22 protein-coding genes are annotated in these 19952 nt (G+C 69.0%); 12 read left to right on the forward strand and 10 right to left on the reverse strand.

The window, feature by feature from the left end; genetic code table 11:
- Nucleotides 1–900 carry a cation diffusion facilitator family transporter gene (locus EV192_RS45885; RefSeq protein ID WP_132125053.1) on the reverse strand — a complete coding sequence of 300 codons (900 nt, stop codon included), beginning with the start codon at nucleotides 898–900 and terminating at the stop codon, nucleotides 1–3.
- A gap of 188 nt (nucleotides 901–1088) precedes the next feature.
- Here EV192_RS45885 and EV192_RS55145 point away from each other — a divergent pair, with 188 nt between their 5' ends.
- Together EV192_RS55145 and EV192_RS45895 are read left to right on the forward strand one after the other, a co-directional pair.
- A complete protein-coding gene (locus EV192_RS55145) occupies nucleotides 1089–1811 on the forward strand; it encodes an FAD-dependent monooxygenase (RefSeq protein WP_243727493.1) in 723 nt (240 codons plus the stop codon).
- Nucleotides 1811–2866, forward strand: coding sequence for an alpha-hydroxy acid oxidase (locus tag EV192_RS45895; RefSeq protein WP_132125138.1), 1056 nt, complete (start codon nucleotides 1811–1813; stop codon nucleotides 2864–2866). The genes EV192_RS55145 and EV192_RS45895 overlap by 1 nt, the downstream gene beginning before the upstream one ends.
- Nucleotides 2867–2951: 85 nt before the next feature.
- On the opposite strand, the gene EV192_RS45900 is transcribed toward EV192_RS45895, so the two are convergent.
- Nucleotides 2952–3389, reverse strand: a complete 438-nt coding sequence (locus EV192_RS45900; protein ID WP_132125054.1) for a cupin domain-containing protein — start codon at nucleotides 3387–3389, stop codon at nucleotides 2952–2954.
- A gap of 85 nt (nucleotides 3390–3474) precedes the next feature.
- On the opposite strand from EV192_RS45900, the gene ruvC reads away from it, so the two are divergent.
- The 8 genes from ruvC to EV192_RS45940 all read left to right on the forward strand — a co-directional run bounded on the left by ruvC (nucleotide 3475) and on the right by EV192_RS45940 (nucleotide 12409).
- Nucleotides 3475–4050, forward strand: a complete 576-nt coding sequence (ruvC, locus tag EV192_RS45905) for a crossover junction endodeoxyribonuclease RuvC (RefSeq protein ID WP_165960948.1) — start codon at nucleotides 3475–3477, stop codon at nucleotides 4048–4050.
- Between the two features lie 28 nt (nucleotides 4051–4078).
- On the forward strand, nucleotides 4079–4675 hold the full coding sequence (gene ruvA / locus EV192_RS45910; RefSeq protein ID WP_132125056.1) for a Holliday junction branch migration protein RuvA: 597 nt from the start codon (nucleotides 4079–4081) through the stop codon (nucleotides 4673–4675).
- A 31-nt stretch (nucleotides 4676–4706) separates the two neighbouring features.
- Nucleotides 4707–5759 carry a Holliday junction branch migration DNA helicase RuvB gene (gene ruvB, locus EV192_RS45915; protein WP_243727505.1) on the forward strand — a complete coding sequence of 351 codons (1053 nt, stop codon included), beginning with the start codon at nucleotides 4707–4709 and terminating at the stop codon, nucleotides 5757–5759.
- Between the two features lie 115 nt (nucleotides 5760–5874).
- On the forward strand, nucleotides 5875–6282 hold the full coding sequence (gene yajC, locus EV192_RS45920) for a preprotein translocase subunit YajC (RefSeq protein ID WP_132125057.1): 408 nt from the start codon (nucleotides 5875–5877) through the stop codon (nucleotides 6280–6282).
- A gap of 132 nt (nucleotides 6283–6414) precedes the next feature.
- Nucleotides 6415–8256 (forward strand): protein translocase subunit SecD, encoded by a 1842-nt coding sequence (gene secD, locus EV192_RS45925; protein WP_132125058.1) that lies wholly within the window; start codon nucleotides 6415–6417, stop codon nucleotides 8254–8256.
- A 1-nt stretch (nucleotide 8257) separates the two neighbouring features.
- Nucleotides 8258–9466 (forward strand): protein translocase subunit SecF, encoded by a 1209-nt coding sequence (gene secF, locus EV192_RS45930; RefSeq protein WP_132125059.1) that lies wholly within the window; start codon nucleotides 8258–8260, stop codon nucleotides 9464–9466.
- Nucleotides 9466–9981, forward strand: coding sequence for an adenine phosphoribosyltransferase (locus tag EV192_RS45935; protein WP_132125060.1), 516 nt, complete (start codon nucleotides 9466–9468; stop codon nucleotides 9979–9981). Before secF ends, EV192_RS45935 begins: the two co-directional genes overlap by 1 nt.
- A 112-nt stretch (nucleotides 9982–10093) precedes the next feature.
- Nucleotides 10094–12409: a RelA/SpoT family protein gene (locus EV192_RS45940; protein WP_132125061.1), complete on the forward strand. Its 2316-nt coding sequence runs from the start codon at nucleotides 10094–10096 to the stop codon at nucleotides 12407–12409.
- A 4-nt stretch (nucleotides 12410–12413) separates the two neighbouring features.
- On the opposite strand, the gene EV192_RS45945 is transcribed toward EV192_RS45940, so the two are convergent.
- From EV192_RS45945 to EV192_RS45955, 3 genes are all read right to left on the reverse strand, one after another.
- Nucleotides 12414–12815, reverse strand: a complete 402-nt coding sequence (locus EV192_RS45945; protein WP_165960949.1) for an Imm1 family immunity protein — start codon at nucleotides 12813–12815, stop codon at nucleotides 12414–12416.
- The gene (locus EV192_RS45950) at nucleotides 12812–13285 is read right to left on the reverse strand and encodes a DddA-like double-stranded DNA deaminase toxin (protein WP_132125063.1); all 474 of its coding nucleotides are present in this window, start codon (nucleotides 13283–13285) and stop codon (nucleotides 12812–12814) included. The genes EV192_RS45945 and EV192_RS45950 overlap by 4 nt, the downstream gene beginning before the upstream one ends.
- A gap of 115 nt (nucleotides 13286–13400) precedes the next feature.
- Entirely contained in the window at nucleotides 13401–14060 is a 660-nt protein-coding gene (locus EV192_RS45955) for an AraC family transcriptional regulator (protein ID WP_132125064.1), read from the reverse strand.
- Between the two features lie 36 nt (nucleotides 14061–14096).
- Between EV192_RS45955 and EV192_RS45960 the strand changes: the two genes are divergently transcribed.
- Nucleotides 14097–15410 (forward strand): YibE/F family protein, encoded by a 1314-nt coding sequence (locus tag EV192_RS45960; protein WP_243727494.1) that lies wholly within the window; start codon nucleotides 14097–14099, stop codon nucleotides 15408–15410.
- Here the strand turns inward: EV192_RS45960 and EV192_RS45965 are convergent.
- Both EV192_RS45965 and EV192_RS45970 read right to left on the reverse strand, forming a co-directional pair.
- Nucleotides 15367–15999 (reverse strand): hypothetical protein, encoded by a 633-nt coding sequence (locus tag EV192_RS45965; RefSeq protein WP_132125066.1) that lies wholly within the window; start codon nucleotides 15997–15999, stop codon nucleotides 15367–15369. The genes EV192_RS45960 and EV192_RS45965 overlap by 44 nt on opposite strands.
- A gap of 4 nt (nucleotides 16000–16003) precedes the next feature.
- Nucleotides 16004–16705 carry an MBL fold metallo-hydrolase gene (locus tag EV192_RS45970; RefSeq protein WP_132125067.1) on the reverse strand — a complete coding sequence of 234 codons (702 nt, stop codon included), beginning with the start codon at nucleotides 16703–16705 and terminating at the stop codon, nucleotides 16004–16006.
- A 154-nt stretch (nucleotides 16706–16859) separates the two neighbouring features.
- Here EV192_RS45970 and EV192_RS56480 point away from each other — a divergent pair, with 154 nt between their 5' ends.
- Nucleotides 16860–17705, forward strand: a complete 846-nt coding sequence (locus EV192_RS56480; protein WP_243727495.1) for a peptidylprolyl isomerase — start codon at nucleotides 16860–16862, stop codon at nucleotides 17703–17705.
- A gap of 46 nt (nucleotides 17706–17751) precedes the next feature.
- On the opposite strand, the gene EV192_RS56485 is transcribed toward EV192_RS56480, so the two are convergent.
- From EV192_RS56485 to pnuC, 3 genes are read right to left on the reverse strand one after another with little or no spacing between them, the layout of a single operon-like run.
- Nucleotides 17752–18132 carry a YybH family protein gene (locus tag EV192_RS56485; protein ID WP_243727496.1) on the reverse strand — a complete coding sequence of 127 codons (381 nt, stop codon included), beginning with the start codon at nucleotides 18130–18132 and terminating at the stop codon, nucleotides 17752–17754.
- Nucleotides 18133–18163: 31 nt separating this feature from the next.
- On the reverse strand, nucleotides 18164–19249 hold the full coding sequence (locus tag EV192_RS45980; protein ID WP_132125068.1) for an AAA family ATPase: 1086 nt from the start codon (nucleotides 19247–19249) through the stop codon (nucleotides 18164–18166).
- On the reverse strand, nucleotides 19246–19821 hold the full coding sequence (gene pnuC / locus EV192_RS45985; protein ID WP_132125069.1) for a nicotinamide riboside transporter PnuC: 576 nt from the start codon (nucleotides 19819–19821) through the stop codon (nucleotides 19246–19248). The genes EV192_RS45980 and pnuC overlap by 4 nt, the downstream gene beginning before the upstream one ends.
- Nucleotides 19822–19952 lie beyond the last annotated feature (131 nt).

Raw genomic sequence — 19952 nt, forward strand, 5'->3', positions numbered from 1 at the left:
TCAAAGGTGCGCACCGCTGGGGTTTACGTGAACAGTGGCCGAACGGACGCGCGGAAGTGCGTGGTGCAGGCAATGCTCGGCGCGGTGTGCGATCTCGTGTGCGTCCTGCAGGGACATCGATCCGCCGACTGTGAGCTCCACCTCGGCGTGCAGGTCGTGGCCGATCCACCGCATCCGGATCCGGTCGATGCCCTCCACGCCGTCGGTCGCTCGCAGGGCGATCCCGGCCTGGTCGACGACTGCCGGGTCGACGGCGTCCATCAAGCGCGCCAACACTTGCCGGGCCGCGGAGTACGTGACGACCGCGATCATCGCGGCGATCGCCAGCCCCACGACGGGGTCCATCCACGTCAACCCGAACGCGGACCCGAACACCGACAGCAGCACCGCGAGGGACGTCAACGCGTCAGTGCGCGCGTGCATGCCGTCGGCCACCAACACCGCAGACCCGATCCGGCGGCCGGTACGGATGCGCACTCGGGCCGCGATCTCGTTGCCCAGGAAACCCACGATCGCCGCGCCTGCCACTGCGGGCAGGTCCCGCAATGACGCAGGCGACGACAGCCGTTGCACGGACTCGACGGCGGCCGCGATCGCCGACGCCCCGATTACGAGCACGACGACGATGCCCGCGATGTCCTCCGCGCGGCCGTATCCGTATGTGAACCGTGTGCTCGCGTGTCGACGCCCTAGGAGGAACGCGATGCCAACCGGTACAGCAGTCAACGCGTCGGCGACGTTGTGCAGAGTGTCCGACAGCAGCGCGACCGAACCGCTCAACACCACGACGACCGCTTGGAGCAATGCCGTCGCTGCGAGGACCGCGAGCGAAATCCATAGCGCCCGCATGCCTTCACGGCTGGTGTCATGGTGATGCCCATGACCGTGTCCGTGTCCCATGGCAGCACGGTATATGCCCGATCAGGCATGCGACAACGGCGCAATAGCACACTTGTGGCAACAAAGCCCCAATTTTTGCCCCATAAATATCGGTTGAGCATTGAACAGAACCGTCCGTGCTCGCGTTATCTCCCCATATGCAGTGCTGAAACAAGCGCCCCGGAGCCGCCTCCCCGAAAGGAGACGCATTGGTCACGAGCATGGACTATCTGGTGATCGGAGCGGGGTCGGCCGGGATGCGACTGGGGCACTTCCTGAGCCAGGCCGGCCACGACTGTCTTGTCGTCGACGCGGTCGCGGAAGTGCGCAAGGACAAGCTTTTCCGCGCGGTCGACCCGAACGGCGAGGTGATCATGGCCCCGACGGTGATCGCCGCGTCGCCGTTGGACATTCCCGGGCTGGACCTGGCGACCGACGGCAGGTCGCCGGCGCGGACCAGCGAACGGGAGTCCACCAACGTGCCGGGCGTGTACTTCGCCGGCACCCTCACGCAGGTCCGCGCGTTGCACAGGATCCTGGAGCGCAAGTACCACGGCGTCGACTGGCCGAACACGTGTCATCAGGCGGATCCGACCGTCCTGACCGAGGTGGTGCTGGGCCGCGGTTCATTCCTGCGGCGCCAGTTCGCCGACGTGATCGTCCCCGCCGGCCGGCTGGCCAGCTACTACGAGGAGATCCCCGTCGACTACCTGCACGACCACGCGCTGGCCGACGACTACTTCACGATCACACCGAACCGCGAACCAGCCTCGCCGCGCACTGTCATCCGGCACTTCTTCCGCGCCACGCTCCTTGCCGACCACAATGCCGTCGAGAACGACCTGACAAGCGACGCAGTCCGTCGCAGACGGTTGACCGAGTTCTTCGCGGAGCGCCTGCTGCAGACCATCCTGACGGCGGCAACACGCTGATGCCGTTGTCGATCAGGGAGTTCGAGGCGCTGGCCCGCGACCGGCTGCCGGCGGACGTGTACGACTTCGTCGCGGGCGGCGCCGAGGACGAGGTGACCTTGCGGGCGAACGAGTCCGCGTTCGGCCGTCTGCGCCTGTTGCCCCGCGTGCTGCGCGGGCCGGCCACCCGTGAGCTGGGCGTGTCGTTGCTGGGCATGGACGCGACCATGCCGGTGCTGATCGCGCCGACCGCGTTCCACCGCCTCGCCCACCCGGAGGGCGAGAAGTTGACCGCGCGGGCGGCGGCCGCGGCGGGCGCGATCATGATCGTCAGCATGGGGTCCACGGTCGCGATCGAGGACATCGCCGACGCCGGCGGCCAAAGCCTCGCGCTGTGGTTCCAGCTGTACGTCCAACCCGACTGGGCGGTGACCGAAGCTCTTGTGCGGCGCGCGGAACGCGCGGGCTGCCGGGCGTTGGTGGTGACGGTCGACCTGACGGTGTTCGGCCGGCGCGAACGTGACCACCGCAACGGGTTCCATGACCTGCCTGAGGGCCTGCACTGCGAGAACCTCCGCGGCATCGCGGGCGAACGCGGTGTCCGGCAGATCGAGTCCACCCCGGAGTTGAGCTGGGAGCACATCGACCGGCTGCGCGCCACGACCGCGCTGCCGATCGTCCTCAAAGGACTGATGCATCCGCTGGACGCGGTGATGGCGGTGGGCCACGGCGTCAGCGGCGTCATCGTGTCGAACCACGGCGGCCGCCAGCTGGACACGGCCATGGCCACCATCGACGCGTTGCCGGACGTGGCCGAAGCGGTGAACGGCCGGATCCCGGTCCTGCTCGACGGCGGTGTCCGGCGCGGCACGGACGTTGTGAAGGCCCTCGCGCTCGGAGCGTCCGCGGTGGCCGTCGGCCGGCCGGTGATCTGGGGCCTCGCCGTGGCCGGTGCGGCCGGCGTGACGCAGGTCCTTGAGCTCCTGCGCGACGAGACCGACCGGGCGCTCGGGCTGTGCGGGTGCGCCTGCCTGCACGAGGTCACCCGCGATCTCGTCCAGGCGGCGCCCTGTTAGACCCGGTCAGCCGTGTTCACCTGCCCTCGCGACCCGGCTGACCAGCATGGGCTGCGCGACCGCTGGGAGGACGTGTCGCGCAGCCTCAAAGCAGCCGGCGGATCTCCGTCGCGTGGTCCGGAAACCGGTCGGCCAGGGTGTCGTCCGCGAACGTCACGCCGTCTTCGGCGTACGGCGGCGCCATGACCGTGCCCAGCAGGCTCCATTCACCGAGCGTCTCGGTCGCCTGCCAGGTGCCGGCGGGGACGATGACCTGTGGCCGTTCGCCCGCGGCCAGATCCATGCCGAGGACGGGTCGTTCGACGGTCCCGTCCGGGTGCAGCAGGAACATCCGGGCCGGCGCGCCCGCGTGGTGCACGAACAGTTCCAGGTGCGTGAGCCGGTGCAACGCCGAGAACTGCGGCGCGACGAGCATGTAGTAGATCGAGGACGCGTGCTCGTCCTGGAGGTGCTCGGCGAACAGGCCGCCTTCGACCGGGAGCGGCTTGAGTCCGAGCGCCTCGATGATCTCCTGGGGCCCCATGCCGCCATCTTCCCGCGTGTCCTGCGCGGCCGGCCAACGGCGACCCGTTACGCTCTCGAACGAATGTTCCACAAGGGGTGATGGTGTGCGCGTGCTCGGTGTCGACCCGGGCCTGACCAGGTGCGGTGTGGCCGTGGTCGACGGCGGGACCGGCCGGAAGGTCACCTGCGTCGCCGTGGACACGGTGCGGACGCCGGTCGACGCGGATCTGGCCAGCCGTCTCCTCGCTGTCTCCGACTTCGTCGAAAGCTGGCTGGACCTGCACAAACCCGATGTGGTCGCGGTCGAGCGGGTGTTCAGTCAGTACAACGTGCAGACCGCGATGGGCACGGCACAGGCCGGCGGGGTGGTGGCGGTCGCGGCGGCCAGGCGCGGCCTGAAGGTCGAGTTCCACACCCCCAGCGAGGTCAAAGCGGCCGTGACGGGATCCGGACGGGCGGACAAGGCGCAGGTGACCGCGATGGTCATGCGCCTGCTGAGCCTCCAGGAACGTCCCGGCACCGCGGACGCCGCTGACGCGCTCGCCTTGGCCATCTGCCACATTTGGCGCGCGCCGATGCGAGCCCGTCTCGCCGAAGCGGAACAACGCGCCGCAGAGTTGGCGCGGGTGCACAAGGCGCGCCTGGCACAGGCACGCAAAGCAGGAGGGGCCAGCCGATGACAGGGCGTCGGGCAGGAGGTATCACGCGGTGATCTCGTCGGTACGCGGACCGGTGTTGTCCGTGGGGCTCGACCACGTCGTGATCGAGGTCGGTGGGATCGGGTTCGCGGTCCAGGCCGCGCCGTCCACGCTGGCCATGCTCCGGCGTGGGGAGGAGGCGCGGCTGGCGACCGCCCTGATCGTCCGCGAGGACTCGCTCACCCTCTTCGGCTTCGCCGACGTGGACGCCCGCGACCTGTTCTGGCTGCTGCTGACCGTGTCCGGGATCGGCCCCCGGCTGGCGCTGGCCATGCTCGCCGTGCTGGAACCGGACAAGCTGCGGGCCGCGCTGGCCGAGGGCAACATCAGCATGCTCACCCAGGTCCCCGGGATCGGCAAGAAAGGCGCGGAGCGGCTGATCATCGAGCTGCGGGACAAGGTCGGCAGCCTGCCCAGTGGCGAGCCGGCCGTGGCCGCGCCGTCGGCGAGCGTGGTGCGGGCGTCCGTGGTGGAGGCGTTGGTGGGGCTCGGGTTCGCGCAACGCGCCGCGGAACAGGCCGTGGACGGTGTGCTCGCGGATAACTCGGCGGGGGACACCGCGGTGGTGCTGCGCAAGTCGTTGGCCGTGCTGGGCCGCAAGCGGTGACGCTGTGAACGACGGCGACATGGACACGGACATGGACACCGAGATGGACGCGGACACGACCCTCTCGCCACTGGCCGTGCCGGAGGAACGGGACGTCGAATCGAGCCTGCGACCCAAGCGGCTGAGCGAGTTCGTCGGCCAGGCGCGGGTCCGTGAACAGCTGCAACTGGTGCTCGAAGGCGCGATGCGGCGCGGCTCGCCGCCCGACCACGTCCTGCTGTCCGGCCCGCCCGGCCTGGGCAAGACCAGCCTCTCGATGATCATCGCGGCCGAGTTGGGCAGCGCCATCCGGATCACGTCCGGGCCGGCCCTGGAACGTGCTGGCGACCTGGCCGCGATGCTGTCCAACCTGCTTGAGGGCGACGTGCTGTTCATCGACGAGATCCACCGGATCGCCCGGCCGGCCGAGGAGATGCTGTACCTGGCCATGGAGGACTTCCGGGTGGACGTGGTGGTCGGCAAGGGGCCCGGGGCGACCAGCATCCCGCTGGACATCGCGCCGTTCACCCTGGTCGGCGCCACCACCCGGTCCGGCATGTTGACCGGACCGTTGCGGGATCGTTTCGGTTTCACCGCGCACATGGAGTTCTACGAACCGCACGAACTGGAGCAGGTGCTCACCCGGTCGGCCGTCATCCTCGGTGTGGACCTCAGGCCGGACGGCGCGGCCGAGATCGCCAGCCGGTCCCGCGGCACGCCACGGATCGCCAACCGCCTGCTGCGGCGGGTCCGGGACTATGCCGAAGTGCGCGCGAACGGCGCTGTGACGAGGGAAGTCGCCCACTCCGCACTCGCGGTCTACGACGTCGACGAACTCGGGCTGGACCGCCTTGACCGGGCCGTACTGGGCGCGTTGGTGCGGTCGTTCGGCGGCGGGCCGGTCGGTATTTCGACTTTGGCCGTGGCCGTGGGCGAAGAGTCGACTACCGTGGAGGAGGTGTGCGAGCCGTACCTGGTACGGGCTGGCATGCTGGCAAGGACGCCTCGTGGCCGGGTCGCGACCGCGGCCGCGTGGCAACACCTCGGGTTGCGAGCCCCGGGCGACGCGCCAGGTCAGGCCACGCCTACCCTGTTCGGCGAGTGATCGTGCGCACAGAGTGGCTGGCTCCCCCGCGCGTGGAGCTGGCACACTCGGCGGCAGGGCAACAGAACAATTCGGGCATTTCCACTCCAACGGGATGTCCGCCGAACGGAGAGAAATGAACCTGAGTCAACTGCTTCCGTTTCTGCTGATCGCGGTGCTCATCGTCCCCATGGTGCTGATGAGCCGCAAGCAGAAAAGGGCGGCGCAGCAGCAGCAGCAACTGCAGAACTCGATCGGCGTCGGTGACCGTGTGATGACCACGTCCGGCCTGTACGCCACCGTCGCGAACACCGACGACGACGCGACGGTCGACCTGGAGATCGCCGACGGTGTCGTGACCACGTGGCTGCGCGCCGCCGTCCGCGAGAAGGTTGGCCCGGAGGAGGAGTACGTCGACGAGGCCGAGGTCATCGACGAGGTCGAGGAGCCGGGCGAGCTGGTCGACGAGCCGGAGACCGAGCACGTGGACGAGCCGGAGAAGGTCAACGCCAAGGCGGCGGTCGAGACCCCGAAAAAGCGATAACTGGTAAGTAGCAGACACAGATACCACACCAGGTGCGCGGTACGCTGCGCCCTCACCCAATAGTGATCGGGTGCGGGCGCAGCGTCATGACCACGACCGCGCCAGTGACTACGGACAGAGAGACGGACCGACGTGGCACCATCGGCAGGGCAATTCCGCCCCGTTCGTTATCTCGCCTTCTTCATCGGGATCATCGCGGTTCTCTACGGGCTGGTGTTCGGCACCGGGGATCACAAGCCGATTCCCAAGCTCGGCATCGACCTGAAGGGCGGCACCCGCGTCGTGCTGACCGCGCGGACGCTGAACGGCGGCCCCGCCCCGCAGGAGTCGCTGAACCAGGCGAGGCAGCTCATCGAGACCCGCGTCAACGGCCAGGGCATCAGCGGTGCCGAGGTTGTGCTTGACGGCAACAACATCGTCATCACGGTCCCCGGTGAGGGCGGCGACAAGGCCAAGGAACTCGGCCAGACGGCGCTGCTGGGCTTCCGCAAGGTGCTCGACCAGCAGCCGAACCAGCCCGCACCGCCGGCCACCAACCCGTCCCAACCGCCCGCCAGCGGCTCCCAGCAGCCGTCCGGCTCGCAACAGCCGTCGGGTGCCCAGCAACCGTCCGGGTCGCAGCAGCAGTCCTCGCCGCCCCCGTCCAGTCCGCCCCCGTCCAGCGGCGCGCCGCAGGGCGCCGTGGCACCGCACGTGGCGCAGCAGCCGTCCACCGGCGCGAGCAGCCCGCCGCCCAGTTCGAACCCACCCAGTTCGAACCCGCCGCCGTCCAACAACTCCGGCACCAGCTCGGGTACCGGCACGGGCGCGGTCAGCCCAGAGGTCGCCGCGCAGATCAAGCAGGCCAGGGACATCCGGCAGAACCCGGCGCTGGCGACCGCCGACGACGGCGGCAACGCCCAGGCCCCGGACCAGGCCGCGATCCAGGCCGCGTACGCGACCACGACCTGCCAGGGCAAGGACCCGCTGATCGGCAACGACGACGTGAACCTGCCGCTGGTCACCTGCGACCAGAAGGGCCAGGTCAAGTACCTGCTGGGCAAGCAGTTCCTCAAGGGCCAGGACATCACCGACGCCAACGCCTCGCCGAACACCCAGGGCGCCGGCTACCAGGTGAACATGAACTTCAACGGTGAGGGCTCGGACATCTGGGCCAAGTTCACCGCCGCCAACGTCGGCAAGCAGGCCGCGTTCGTGCTCGACACGGCCGTGGTCTCGGCGCCGACCATCCAGGGCGCGATCCCCGGCGGCAACACCCAGATCACCGGTCAGTTCAACCAGAAGACCGCGACCGACCTGGCGAACGTGCTGAAGTTCGGCTCGCTGCCGCTGTCGTTCGACTCGTCCGACGCGGAGACCGTGTCCGCCACGCTCGGCCTGACGTCGCTGCGGGCCGGCCTGATCGCCGGCGCGATCGGCCTCGGCCTGGTGTTCATCTACTGCCTGTTCTACTACCGGCTGCTCGGCGTGCTCACCATGCTGTCGCTGTTCCTGTCGTTCGGCCTGGTGTACTCGATCCTGGTGCTGTTCGGCCGGGCCCTGGGCTACAGCCTGGACCTGTCCGGTGTCGCCGGCCTGATCGTCGCGATCGGTTTCACCGCGGACTCGTTCGTGGTGTTCTTCGAACGTCTGAAAGACGAGATGCGCGAGGGCCGAACATTCAGGTCGGCCGTGCCCCGCGCGTGGGTCCGAGGCCGACGAACGATCCTGTCCGCCGACGCGGTGCTGTTCCTGTCCGCCGCCGTGCTATACCTGCTGGCGTCCGGCCAGGTCAAGGGCTTCGCGTTCACCCTGGGCATGTCGACCGTGCTCGACCTGGTCATCGTGTTCCTGGTGACGCATCCGCTGGTGGCGCTCGTGTCCACGTCCAAGGCCCTGTCCAAACCGGGCCTGGTCGGGCTGGGCGCGGCCCACCGAGAGAGTGTTTCCCGTGCGGCCGCGAGCCGTACCGGTCCCGCAGTGAAGGAGGCCTGACGTGGCCGGCGGTACCTCAGAAGGCAAGAAGCAGAGCTTCTTCCACCGGCTGTATGTCGGCACCGGCGCGATCGACGTCATCGGTCACCGCAAGGGGCTGTACATCTTCTTCTCGGCCCTGGTGGTGGTGAGCCTCGCGTTCATCGCGGTCAAGGGCTTCAACTTCGGCATCGACTTCAAGGGCGGCACCAAGGTCCAACTGGAGGCGCGCGCCACGTCCGGCCAGGTGATCAGCACCGACGACGTCACCAAGGTCTACCAGGACGCGCTCGGCGCCACGCCGGAGGCGGTGCAGGCGGTCGGTCTCGGCAACAGCGCGTCCATCCAGATCCGGACGATCACGCTGAACGCGGTCGACGTCGACAAGCTGAAGAACGCGCTGACCAACCAGCTGCACCCCACGGGCACGATCAGCGACAGCGCGGTCAGCGGCACCTGGGGCGGCGAGGTCACCCAGCAGGCGCTGATCGCCCTGCTGGTGTTCCTGGTGCTGGTGACGCTGTTCCTGGCGTTGTACTTCGAACGCAGGATGGCCGCCGCGGCCCTGGTCACGCTGTTCCACGACGTGATCGTCACCGCCGGCGTGTACTCGGTGATCGGGTTCGAGGTCACCCCGGCGACCGCGATCGGCCTGCTCACCATCCTGGGCTTCTCGCTGTACGACACGGTGGTGGTGTTCGACAAGGTCAAGGAGAACACCCGAGGCCTGCTCGGCCTGACCCGCCGCACCTACGGCGAAGCCGCGAACCTGGCGGTGAACCAGACCCTGATGCGGTCGATCAACACCGCGTTGATCGCGCTGCTGCCGGTGATCGGCCTGTTCGTGGTGGGCGCGTTGCTGCTGGGTGTCGGCACCCTGCAGGACCTCGCGTTGATCCAGATGACCGGTCTGATCGTCGGTGTGTCCTCGTCGATCGCGCTCGCCACGCCGCTGCTGGTGGACATGACCATGCGCGACCCGCGCTTCAAGCAGCAGGCCAAGCGGGTCGCTTCGGCCCGTAAGGCCAGGGCTGCCCGGTTGACGACGGGCGCGTCTGACGAGGCTGCGGACGTGGCTGACGACGAGCCGGAGTCGTTCGACAAGGACGCGGTGGACGCGCACGCTCGTCGCCAGCGGGCGATGGCCGCTGCCGGCGGTGTCCCGGTGCGCAACCAGCGTGCGTCGGACCGGCACCGGCGCCGGACACCTCAGGGCAAGCGGCAGAAGTAGTGGAGTTGACCGACGCACTCGCCCTGATCCGGCGAGTGCCGGACTTCCCCGAGCCGGGCGTGCTGTTCCAGGACATCACGCCCGTGCTCGGCGACCCGGCCGCGTTCCGGGCGGTCGTCGACGCCATGGCAGCGACCCTGGAGGACGTGGACACGCTCGTGGCCGTGGACGCCCGCGGGTTCTTCTTCGGCGCCGCCGTGGCGTACTCCCGCGGCCTCGGTGTGGTGCCGGTGCGCAAAGCCGGCAAACTGCCCGTCGTCGGCGGGCACGCTTCCTACTCGCTCGAGTACGGCACGGCCCAGTTGGAGATCCCGGCCGACCTGATCAAACCTGGCCAGCGGGTCGCCGTCATCGACGACGTGCTCGCCACCGGCGGCACCGCGGCCGCAGCCTGTGAGCTGGTCGAACACGCCAAGGCAGAAGTGGCCGGGATCACAGTGCTGATGGAGATCGGCGCACTCGGCGGTCGTCGGCGACTCGTCGGACGTAAGATTCACGCGCTGCTCACCGTGTGAACCAGGCCGCCTACCGCGAAGTCCAGATGTTCACCTGCGGTTACGCGTTATTCTCGTCGGTAGAACACCACACTCGTGGTGCGGACGGCTCAGGTGATGCGGGAGCGTGTGAGTGAGTCACGACGTTGAGGCCGCGGCGAACCTGAAGCCGGAGATCGAACCGGCTGCCGTCCCGAGGGCGCCCTCGGCGACGCGTCGTGTCCGCACCCGGCTGGCGCGCCGGATCACCGCGCAGCGGTCCGCCCCGGTCAAGCAGGTCCTCGAACCGCTCGCGGCAGTGCACCGCGACCTGCACCCCAAGGCCGACCTGGGCCTGCTGCAGCAGGCGTACGACGTCGCCGAGGAGAAGCACCGGCACCAGCGCCGCAAGTCCGGCGACCCGTACATCACGCACCCGCTCGCGGTGGCGACGATCCTCGCCGAGCTGGGCATGGACACCACGACCCTGGTCGCGGCCCTGCTGCACGACACGGTGGAGGACACCGACTACTCGCTGGAGCTGCTGCGCGCCGACTTCGGCGACGAGGTGGCGCACCTGGTCAACGGCGTCACCAAGCTGGACAAGGTCAAGCTGGGCACGGCCGCCGAGGCCGAGACGATCCGCAAGATGATCATCGCCATGGCGCAGGACCCGCGGGTGCTGGTGATCAAGCTCGCGGACCGGCTGCACAACATGCGCACCATGCGGTTCCTGCCGCCGGAGAAGCAGGCCCGCAAGGCCAAGGAGACCCTGGAGGTGCTGGCCCCGCTCGCGCACCGGCTGGGCATGGCCACGGTGAAGTGGGAGCTGGAGGACCTGGCGTTCGCCATCCTGCAGCCGAAGAAGTTCAACGAGATCGTGCGCCTGGTCGCCAACCGGGCGCCGTCCCGGGAGAACTACCTGAACACGGTCATCGACGAGCTGACCACGCACCTGGCCGAGGCCAAGATCAAGACGTCGGTGGAGGGCCGGCAGAAGCGGTACTACTCGATCCACCAGAAGATGATCGTGCGCGGCCGCGACTTCGACGACATCCACGACCTGGTCGGCGTCCGGGTGATGGTGGAGGACGTCCGCGACTGCTACGCGGCGATGGGTGTCGTGCACGCCATGTGGCAGCCGATGCCCGGCCGGTTCAAGGACTACATCGCCCAACCCCGCTTCGGTGTGTACCAGTCGCTGCACACGACCGTGATCGGGCCGGACGGCAAGCCGCTCGAGGTGCAGATCCGTACCCACGAGATGCACCACACGGCCGAGTACGGCATCGCGGCGCACTGGCGCTACAAGGAGACCCGCGGCACCCACGACAGCAAAGGCGTCGAAGTCGACGAGATGGCGTGGATGCGTCAACTCCTTGACTGGCAACGAGAAGCCGCGGACCCGGGCGAGTTCCTCGAATCGCTGCGGTACGACCTGTCGACCCAGGAGATCTTCGTGTTCACGCCGAAAGGCGACGTGATCACCCTGCCCGCGGGCTCGACCCCGGTGGACTTCGCGTACGCCGTACACACCGAGGTCGGCCACCGCTGCATCGGCGCGCGCGTGAACGGCCGGCTCGTCGCGCTGGAACGCAAGCTGGAGAACGGCGAGGTCGTCGAGGTCTTCACGTCCAAGGCGGAAGGCGCCGGCCCGAGCCGGGACTGGCTGCAGTTCGCCGCGTCGCCGCGGGCCCGAGCCAAGATCAAGCAGTGGTTCGCCAAGGAACGTCGGGAAGAGGCGATCGAGGCGGGCAAGGACGCCATCGCCAAGGAAGTCCGCCGGGTCGGCCTGCCCATGCAGCGCCTGGTGTCCGTGGACTCCATGAACGCGCTGTCGCGGGAACTGCGGTACCCGGACATCACCTCGCTGTACGCCGCGGTGGGGGAGGGCCACACCTCCGGCCGGCACGTCGTGCAACGCCTGGTGGCCCTGCTGGGCGGCGTGGAACACGCCGAGGAGGAGCTGGCCGAGCGGGCCACTCCGTCCACGGTGACCCGCCGCCGGTCCTCCGGCGACGCGGGCGTGGTCGTCAAGGGCGCGTCCGACGTGTGGGTGAAGCTCGCGCGATGCTGCACACCGGTACCCGGCGACGACATTCTCGGCTTCGTCACCCGCGGTGGCGGCGTGTCCGTGCACCGGACGGACTGCACGAACGCGGACGACCTGCTGGCCGAGCCCGACCGCCTGGTGGACGTCGAGTGGGCACCGTCAGCCTCGTCGGTCTTCCTGGTGGCCATCCAGGTGGAAGCCCTGGACCGGCACCGGTTACTGTCCGACGTGACCAAGGTGTTGGCCGACGAGCGGGTCAACATCCTCTCCGCCTCGGTGACCACGTCCCGTGACCGGGTCGCGGTGTCCCGTTTCTCGTTCGAGATGGGCGACCCGAAGCACCTCGGGCACGTGCTCAAAGCTGTGCGCAGCGTCGAGGGTGTGTACGACGTATACCGGGTTACGTCGGCGTCCTGACCGATCAGGCCGCGTTGTCTTCCCACCGCAGCCATGCCGGACGCCGGTGCGTTGCCACGAACTCGACGACGACGGCGAACACGTACTCCGCGGGGACTTCCTCGCCGATGTCGGACTGGAAGTGGTGGCCACCGCTCCAGTAGTCGACGTACTCGCCGGTCAGCGTCGCCATCTCCGGTCGCAGGGTGGCTTTGCCGGTCCACCAGCGCACAAAACCCTTCGGCCCGTTCAACCCCACCGTGAGCGATGGGGCGAGTCGGTCGGACGGGTCGAGATAGAAGGTCCACGCCTGCTTCGGCCGTTGGGCGTTCGCGGTTCGCAGAAGGTCGACGAGGTCCAGGTCGAGAGGAAGGCTGCGCAGGTCAGCGCCGCCATCAGCGAGTAGTCCGGCTGCGGCTGTCTTCACCCGTTCCTCCTCCCGTACGTCCACTCGAAGGGCGCGTTGTCCTGAGTTGTTCCGTAGACAGTCAACGTGTACCCCGGCGGGAGCATATCGTCCAGCACCCTGTGACAGGTGTCGGGAGCGAAGCGTCGGACCTCAAAGCCGCACGGAGTGTAGTTGATGGCCACTGTCGCTTGGGTCTGACCAGTGTCGATCATGAGTGCGGCGAGCTTGACCTCGACGTGGGACTTCAACATCGCCGGGTCGATCCCGATCGCGGCAAGACGACGACACGCCAGTTCTGAGAACACCGGGTCATAGCCTGACATGATTGGCGGTAACACGCGGTCACCTATTCTCGTCACGCCGACTGTCCGCTCCTGCGCCGACGGGGTCACCCGCTGGGGAAGGTTCTCGACCAGGCCAGCCGCTTGCGGGGGATAACTGTCACCGTGACTGTTGGTGATTGACGCTGACACCTCGACAAGCTCCACGCTCTCATGATTCTTCTGAAATCTGTGAAGAACGATGTTATCGCCTGGCGGCCGATCTGATCACGCTGTGTGCCATCGATGCCCTCGGGGACCGCGTGGGGACCCAAGCACCGGGTTACGTCGGCGTCCTGACCAGCTCGGTCAGCGTGGCTCCGGCCAGCGTCTTCACCTCGCGCGCCAGGTGGGCCTGGTCGGCGTAGCCGATTCGGTAGGCGATGTCCGAGAACGCGGCGCCGTCGTAGGCCAGTTCCATGGCCTGGCCGAAGCGCAGGACGCGGTGCAGTGTCTTGGGGCCGTATCCGAACCGGGTCAGGCACCGGCGGTGTAGTTGCCGTTCGCTGAGGCCCATGTCCTCGGCCATTCCCCGGACGTCCGACTGGATGCCGGTGACGACGGCGTCGGCGAACGGGTCGGGTCGGGCCTGTCCGGCCAGCCCGAGCAGGACCTGCCCCGGTGGCTTGGTCAGCATCTCCTCGGCCAGCTGGTCCACCCGGTCCGGTGCCCACAGGTCCGCCAGCGGGACCCGGGTGTCGGTCAGCTCGCTCGCTGGAAGGCCGAGGAAACCGGGCGCGACTCCGGGCCGGAACCGAACGCCCACAATGGTTCCGTCGATCGGGGCGAGTTGGGCCGACGTGTCCGGTCCGGCGACCACGAGCTGCCCGTTCAGCCACAGGATGTCCATGCACCCGTCCGGAACCACCCGTTGGACACCGTGCAGTGTGCTCGTCCACACACTGTCCACAGTGTCGCCACCCGGCCGGAACTCCCGGTACATAGCCCAAGTATGCCCGGGGTGGAGCAGGATGGGCGCGTGCAGGACGACACCGTACCGATCCCCAGGGTCCGGCTGGAACCGGAAAAACCCGTCACAGCCGGGCATCGGCGCGGAAACCGGAACGGCACCGCCGGCCCCGGAAACGGACACGGACACGGTCATGGGCCGGTGGAGCCGGCGTCGGCCAGGGTCCGGCGGTTGCTGACGGCGTTGCTCGTGCCGTTCGCGTTGGCGTCGGTCATCGGCGTTGTGCTGCTGTACCCGTTTCATGGCACGCCGAAGCCGGCTGCGCCTGTCACGGCTGTGTCCGGTGAGGTCACCGCGGTGTCCCAGGGGCCGTGTCGGGATGACGACATCCAGGTGGGCACTACCGGTGGGCCGTGCCTGGTGACGGTGATCCGGATGGCGGACGGCGCCGCGCCGGGCAAGGAGATCACCAAACGGGAGCCGAACGATCCGACGTCGACCCACTACACCGTGGGCGACAAGGTGGTTCTCGCGTTCGCGGGCGGCAACCCGACCGACGCCAACGCCTACCGCATCGCCGACTACCAGCGCGGGATCCCGTTGGTCGTGCTGGCGTTGCTGTTCGCGCTCGCGGTGCTGGTCCTCGGCCGGTACCGGGGGATCGCGGCGCTCGTCGCGCTGGTCCTGAGCTTTGTCGTGCTGCTGATGTTCGTGCTGCCGGCCATTCTCGCCGGGGAGAACCCGTTGCTGGTCGCGGTCGCCGGCAGCGGGCTGATCATGTTCATCGCGCTGTACGTGACACACGGGTTCACCGCGCGGACGTCCACGGCCGTGCTGGGCACGATGATCAGCCTGGTCATCATCGGCGGGCTGGGCGCGTTGTTCACCGCGGTCGCGAAACTCACGGGACTCGATGAGGACACCGCGCAGCTGCTCGGCTCACTGGGGCACGGGCTTGATACGCGCGGCCTGCTGCTGGCGGGCCTCGTCATCGGCGCGTTGGGCGTGTTGGACGACGTCACAGTCACGCAGGCGAGCGCGGTGTGGGAGTTGCGGCGCGCGAACCCGTTGCTGACGAGAGGGGAGCTGTACGCCGCGGGACTGCGTATCGGGCGTGACCACGTTGGGTCCGCGGTGAACACTCTCGTGATGGCGTACGCGGGCGCCGCGCTGCCCGTGCTGCTGTTCTCGTACCTGTCGGGCGCGGGGCTCGGAACGGTCCTAGGGTCGCAGTCGATCGCGCAGGAGATCGTGCGGACCCTGGTCGGCAGCATCGGGCTGGTGGCGTGCGTGCCGGTGACCACGTTCGTCGCCGCGGTCGTGGCCAGTCAGGAAGCGGTCACTCCAGCGAAGCCACGAACTTCGTCACGGCCTCGGCCTTGAGCCGGACCGCGAGCTTGCCGTCCGGCGCCGCGTAGGCCAGCTGGTAGAGCGGCCGCCCGGCCAGGCCCTCCTCGCGGGCCTCGGCCCGCAGTTGGGCCACGAGCAGTTCGGAGAACACGAGCGCGCCGGTGTTCTCGCTCGCCGCCAGCGCGTCGGCCAACCGGCGTAACGCGAGGATGCCCAGCTCGGTGCCACCGGCGGCGGAGTAGGAGGCCACGGCCAGGTTGATCGCCCGGCCTTTGGGTGTGTCGGCCACGAGCAGGCTCACCGTCCGCACGGCGCGCACGTTCGTCACGACCAGCTCCAGCCGATCCGCCTTGGCCAGATCCACCGAACGCCGGCCGAACGCCCGCATCACGAGCTTCCGGCTGTCCAGCCACAGCCGCCGGCGCGCCTGCGACCAGCTGAACAGCAGCAGCGGCACGGCCACCGCGGCGGCGCCCACCAGCCCGGCGACCCGGCCGCCGATCAGCCCGACGATCCCGCCGATCGCGGCCGCCAGGATCACGATCACGATCGCCGCCATCCGGAACCGTTTGCCCGCGCCGGCCCGGGTGATCAGGTCGAGCGGCAGCCGTTCGTCCGCCATGGCGCTACAGCCCCCGCAACGGACCGGGCACAGTGGATCCCTCGGCCAGGCCGGCGAGGAACGGGTTCGTGGCGCGCTCCCGCCCGATCGTCGTGGTCGGCCCATGGCCGGGCAGGACCACCGTGTCGTCCTCCAGGGTGAGGATCTTGGTCCGCAGCGACTGGGCCATCTGCCGGATGTCCCCGCCGGGCAGGTCGGTGCGGCCGATCGAGCCGGCGAACAGCGTGTCCCCGGCGAACAGCAGCCGGCCGCCTTCGTCGGTGCCGGAGCGGAACGTGACCGAGCCACGGGTGTGCCCCGGGGTGTGGTCCACGACCAGGTGCAACCCGGCCAGGTCAAGCACGGCCTCGTCGGCCAGTTCCCGGACCTCCGCGGGCTCCCGCATCTCCAGGTTGCCGCCGAAGAACGCCCGCGACTCGGCGCTGATGCCCTTCAGCGGGTCGCTCAGCAGCTCGCGGTCGTCCGGGTGGACCCACGCCGGGATGTCGTTGCCGTCGCACACCGGCGCGACCGCGAAACAGTGGTCGAAGTGCCCGTGGGTGAGCACCACGGCCACCGGCGACAGGTCGTGCTCCCGGACCGCCTCCTCGACCGCCTCCGCGGCGTCCTGGCCAGGGTCGACGATCACGCACGCCTCGCCTTTTCCGGCCGCGATCAGATAACAGTTTGCTTGCAGTGCCCCGGTGGGAAAGCCGACGACGAGCACGTAAACGGACCTCCGAACCGAGTGGTGGGTGCCTCAGTACCCTAGTCCCAGCATCCCGCTACACGGTTCTTACCCAGGGTGCCAATAGACTGCCCGCCTGCCACCCCATCGGGGCTGGTACAAGCGCGAGAGTTGGGGCCCAGGGAGGGTGCAGGTGCCGACAAACCAGCAACGTCGGGAGGCGGCCAAACGCAAGCTGGAACGCCAGCTGGCGAACAGGGCTGAGCGGGCGAAGAAACGCCGGATCTGGACAGCCGGGATCACCATCGGCGCGGTTGTGGTGGTCGCCGGCCTGATCACCCTCCTGGTGGTGCTGAACAGTGGGGGCAGTAGCACCCCTGCGGCCCAGCCGAGCGACGCGTCGACACCCCCGTCGACACCTCAGGCGCCGCCGTTGACCAACGGGCCGTGCAAGTACACGACCGCGTCGTCGCCCGCGGCCAAGCAGGTCGCCCCGCCGCCGGACGTCGACCCGACGCCGAACACCGGCACCGCCAAGGTGCTGCTCAAGACCAACCAGGGCGACATCCCGGTCACCATCGACCGGTCGAAGGCGCCGTGCACCGCGCAGGCCATCGAGCACCTGGTGAAGTCGAAGTACTACGACGGCGTGCCGTGCCACCGGCTCACCGGCGGGGACAGCCTCAAGGTCCTGCAGTGCGGCGACCCGAGCGGCCAGGGCAACGGCGGCCCCGGCTTCGAGATCAAGGACGAGCTGCCGACCGGTCTGAAGCCGGACCCGACCGGCCAGGCCGTGATCTACCCGAGGGGCGCGTTGGCCATGGCCAACAGCGGCCCGAACACCAACGGGAGCCAGTTCTTCCTGGTGTACGGGGACAGCACGCTGGGCCCGAACTACACCCTCTTCGGCAACGTCGACCCGGCCGGGCTGACCACGATCGACAAGATCGCGGCCGGTGGCATCACCCCGGGCCAGAACGGCCCGACGGACGGCGCCCCGAAGAACCCGGTCACCATCACCACCGCGACCGAGTCCTGACGCACGGATAGCCGACGGCCCCCGTGCTGCGCACGGGGCCGTCGCGTTACGCGCCGCCGTCAGGGTTGTCGATGAGGTACCGCCATGTCCCGTCCGCGCCGCGACGGAACACGTCGGTGCCCGTGCCCGACAGGTTCATCTCCCGGCCGTCCGGCGCGGTGCCCTGGATGGACCAGTCCACGACGAGCAGGGCGATGCCGTCGACGATGTACGAGTGCCGGACCTCGGCCTTCATCGGCAACCCGAGCTCGCGCAGCCGGGCGAACCCGGCCATCCGGTCCGGGCCGCTCACCGGTTCCATGCCCGCGCGCGGGATCAGCACACTGTCCGGCTCGTAGAGGCCCTCGATGGCCGCCAAGTCGTCGCCGTTGAACGCCGCGACCAAGGCCTTGACCACCTGAGTGGGATCGTCATGAGAAGTCGTCATGACTCAAGCAGCATACCGCGACACCGCCCGGCTAGCCGAGCGGGGCGGTGTACCGGAAATGGCTGTCCATCAACGACTCGCACGCCTCGATCGCCTGGTGCAGCCGGTTCTGGCGGCTGCCGGTGAGCCGGGTCCACGGCACGCCCCGCTCGGTCAGCTTGTGCTCGAACAGACCCGTCATCCATTCGCGCAGATGTTCGCCGTCGCGCCAGCCGTCCTGCTCGAACGGCACTTCCCGGTGGTCGGTCAGCAGGTACAGCGCCGGGCGGCGGTCGCCCACGGCCGCGGCGACCTGCGGGTAGGCGCGGCCGAGGTAGCGTTCGCACCAGACACTCGCTGCCCAGGGGTCGTTGTCGCACACCAGGATCGGCCCGCCGGACCGGGCCGCCGCGTCCTCCGCCCTGGCCTGCCGGTCGGCCACGTCGACGAAGTCGCCGACCGTCCACACCAGACCGTCCACGGTCACGTCCGGGGTCATCGCGGTCGCCGCGGCCAGCTTCTGCTCGGTGTGCACCCGCCCGTACTCCGCTACCCACACAGCGCCGTAGTGGTCCGCGAGCGCACGGGAAACCGTTGTGGTGCCTGTGGACTCAGCGCCGACAACGACCACCCGCGCGGCGAGCCCGGCGCGGGTCGGCTCGGCCAGTTCCGACCACCGGCGCCGGATGTCCGACCGGATCGCCGTTCCGGAGGTGGGGAACGCGTCCCGGCGCAGGTCGACGAGAACGTGTTGGGCGCCAAGGCGGGCGGCCAGCTCTTCGCCGTACTCCTCGCTGGTGAACACCGCGTCGACGGACGCGCTCGACGGGTCGCCGTCCATGATCGCCCGCCGGGACAGCACCGACCGGAAGACGCCGACGTGGGCCTCCCACACCGGGTCCGATTCGAAATCGGTGGGATGCTCGTCGATGTCGCCGAGGACCACCACCCCGGGGTCGTCCCTGTGCACCTCGGTCATCCAGGACACCCTGTCCCGCAACGGGATCGACTCGACACTGGAGGCGAGGACGGCGACCGTGGTCCGGTCGCTCGCCGCCGCGGCCGTGCGGACGAGATGGTGGTGGCCGACGTGCGGCGGGTAGAACTTGCCCAGGACGAGCGCGTGCCGGAACGTCATGCGGCCACCTGCTCCCGCGCCGCGGCCCGCCAGCCCACCAGGCCGTACCCACACAGCCCGAGGAAACCGAGATAGAGGACCCCGGTCAGCCACAGGCCCTTGTAGGCGTACAGCGGCACGTAGATCACGTCCGCGGCGATCCACAGCCACCACGACTCAAGCTTCTTGCGGGCCTGCCCCCACGTCGCCAGCAGCGACAGGACCGTGGTCACCGCGTCCGCGAACGGCACGGTCGAATCGGTGTAGCGCACCAGCGCCCAAGTCACGAGCGCGGTCGACGCCACACCCACGGCCAGAAGCGTCCACCACTGCGTCGCGGTCGTCCGGCTGATCGGTAACTCGGTGTGCGCCGCGCCCCCGCGCAGCCACGCCCACCAGCCGTACGCCCCCAACGCTAAGTAAACGATCTGTAACGTGCCGTCCGCGTACAGGCCGCCTGTCATGAACAACACAAGGAAGAAGATGTTGTTGAGGATGCCGATCGGCCAGTTCCCCACGTTCTGCCGCGCCACCAGCCACACGCACAACGCACCAGTCACGAACCCGGCGATCTCGGTCCAACTCAACGACATGGGCGAGAGTCTTTCAGCGTCCGATTGTCCTCGCTCCGCTCGGACGCGCTTGGCCGCCTGAAGCCGATCATTTCCACCCCGCCCCACGCGGCCGACATCTTCGCTGGGCCGCTTCCCGCCGTGCCCGGGGC

The organism is Actinocrispum wychmicini, assembly GCF_004345645.1.
GTDB classification, from domain to species: domain Bacteria; phylum Actinomycetota; class Actinomycetes; order Mycobacteriales; family Pseudonocardiaceae; genus Kibdelosporangium; species Kibdelosporangium wychmicini.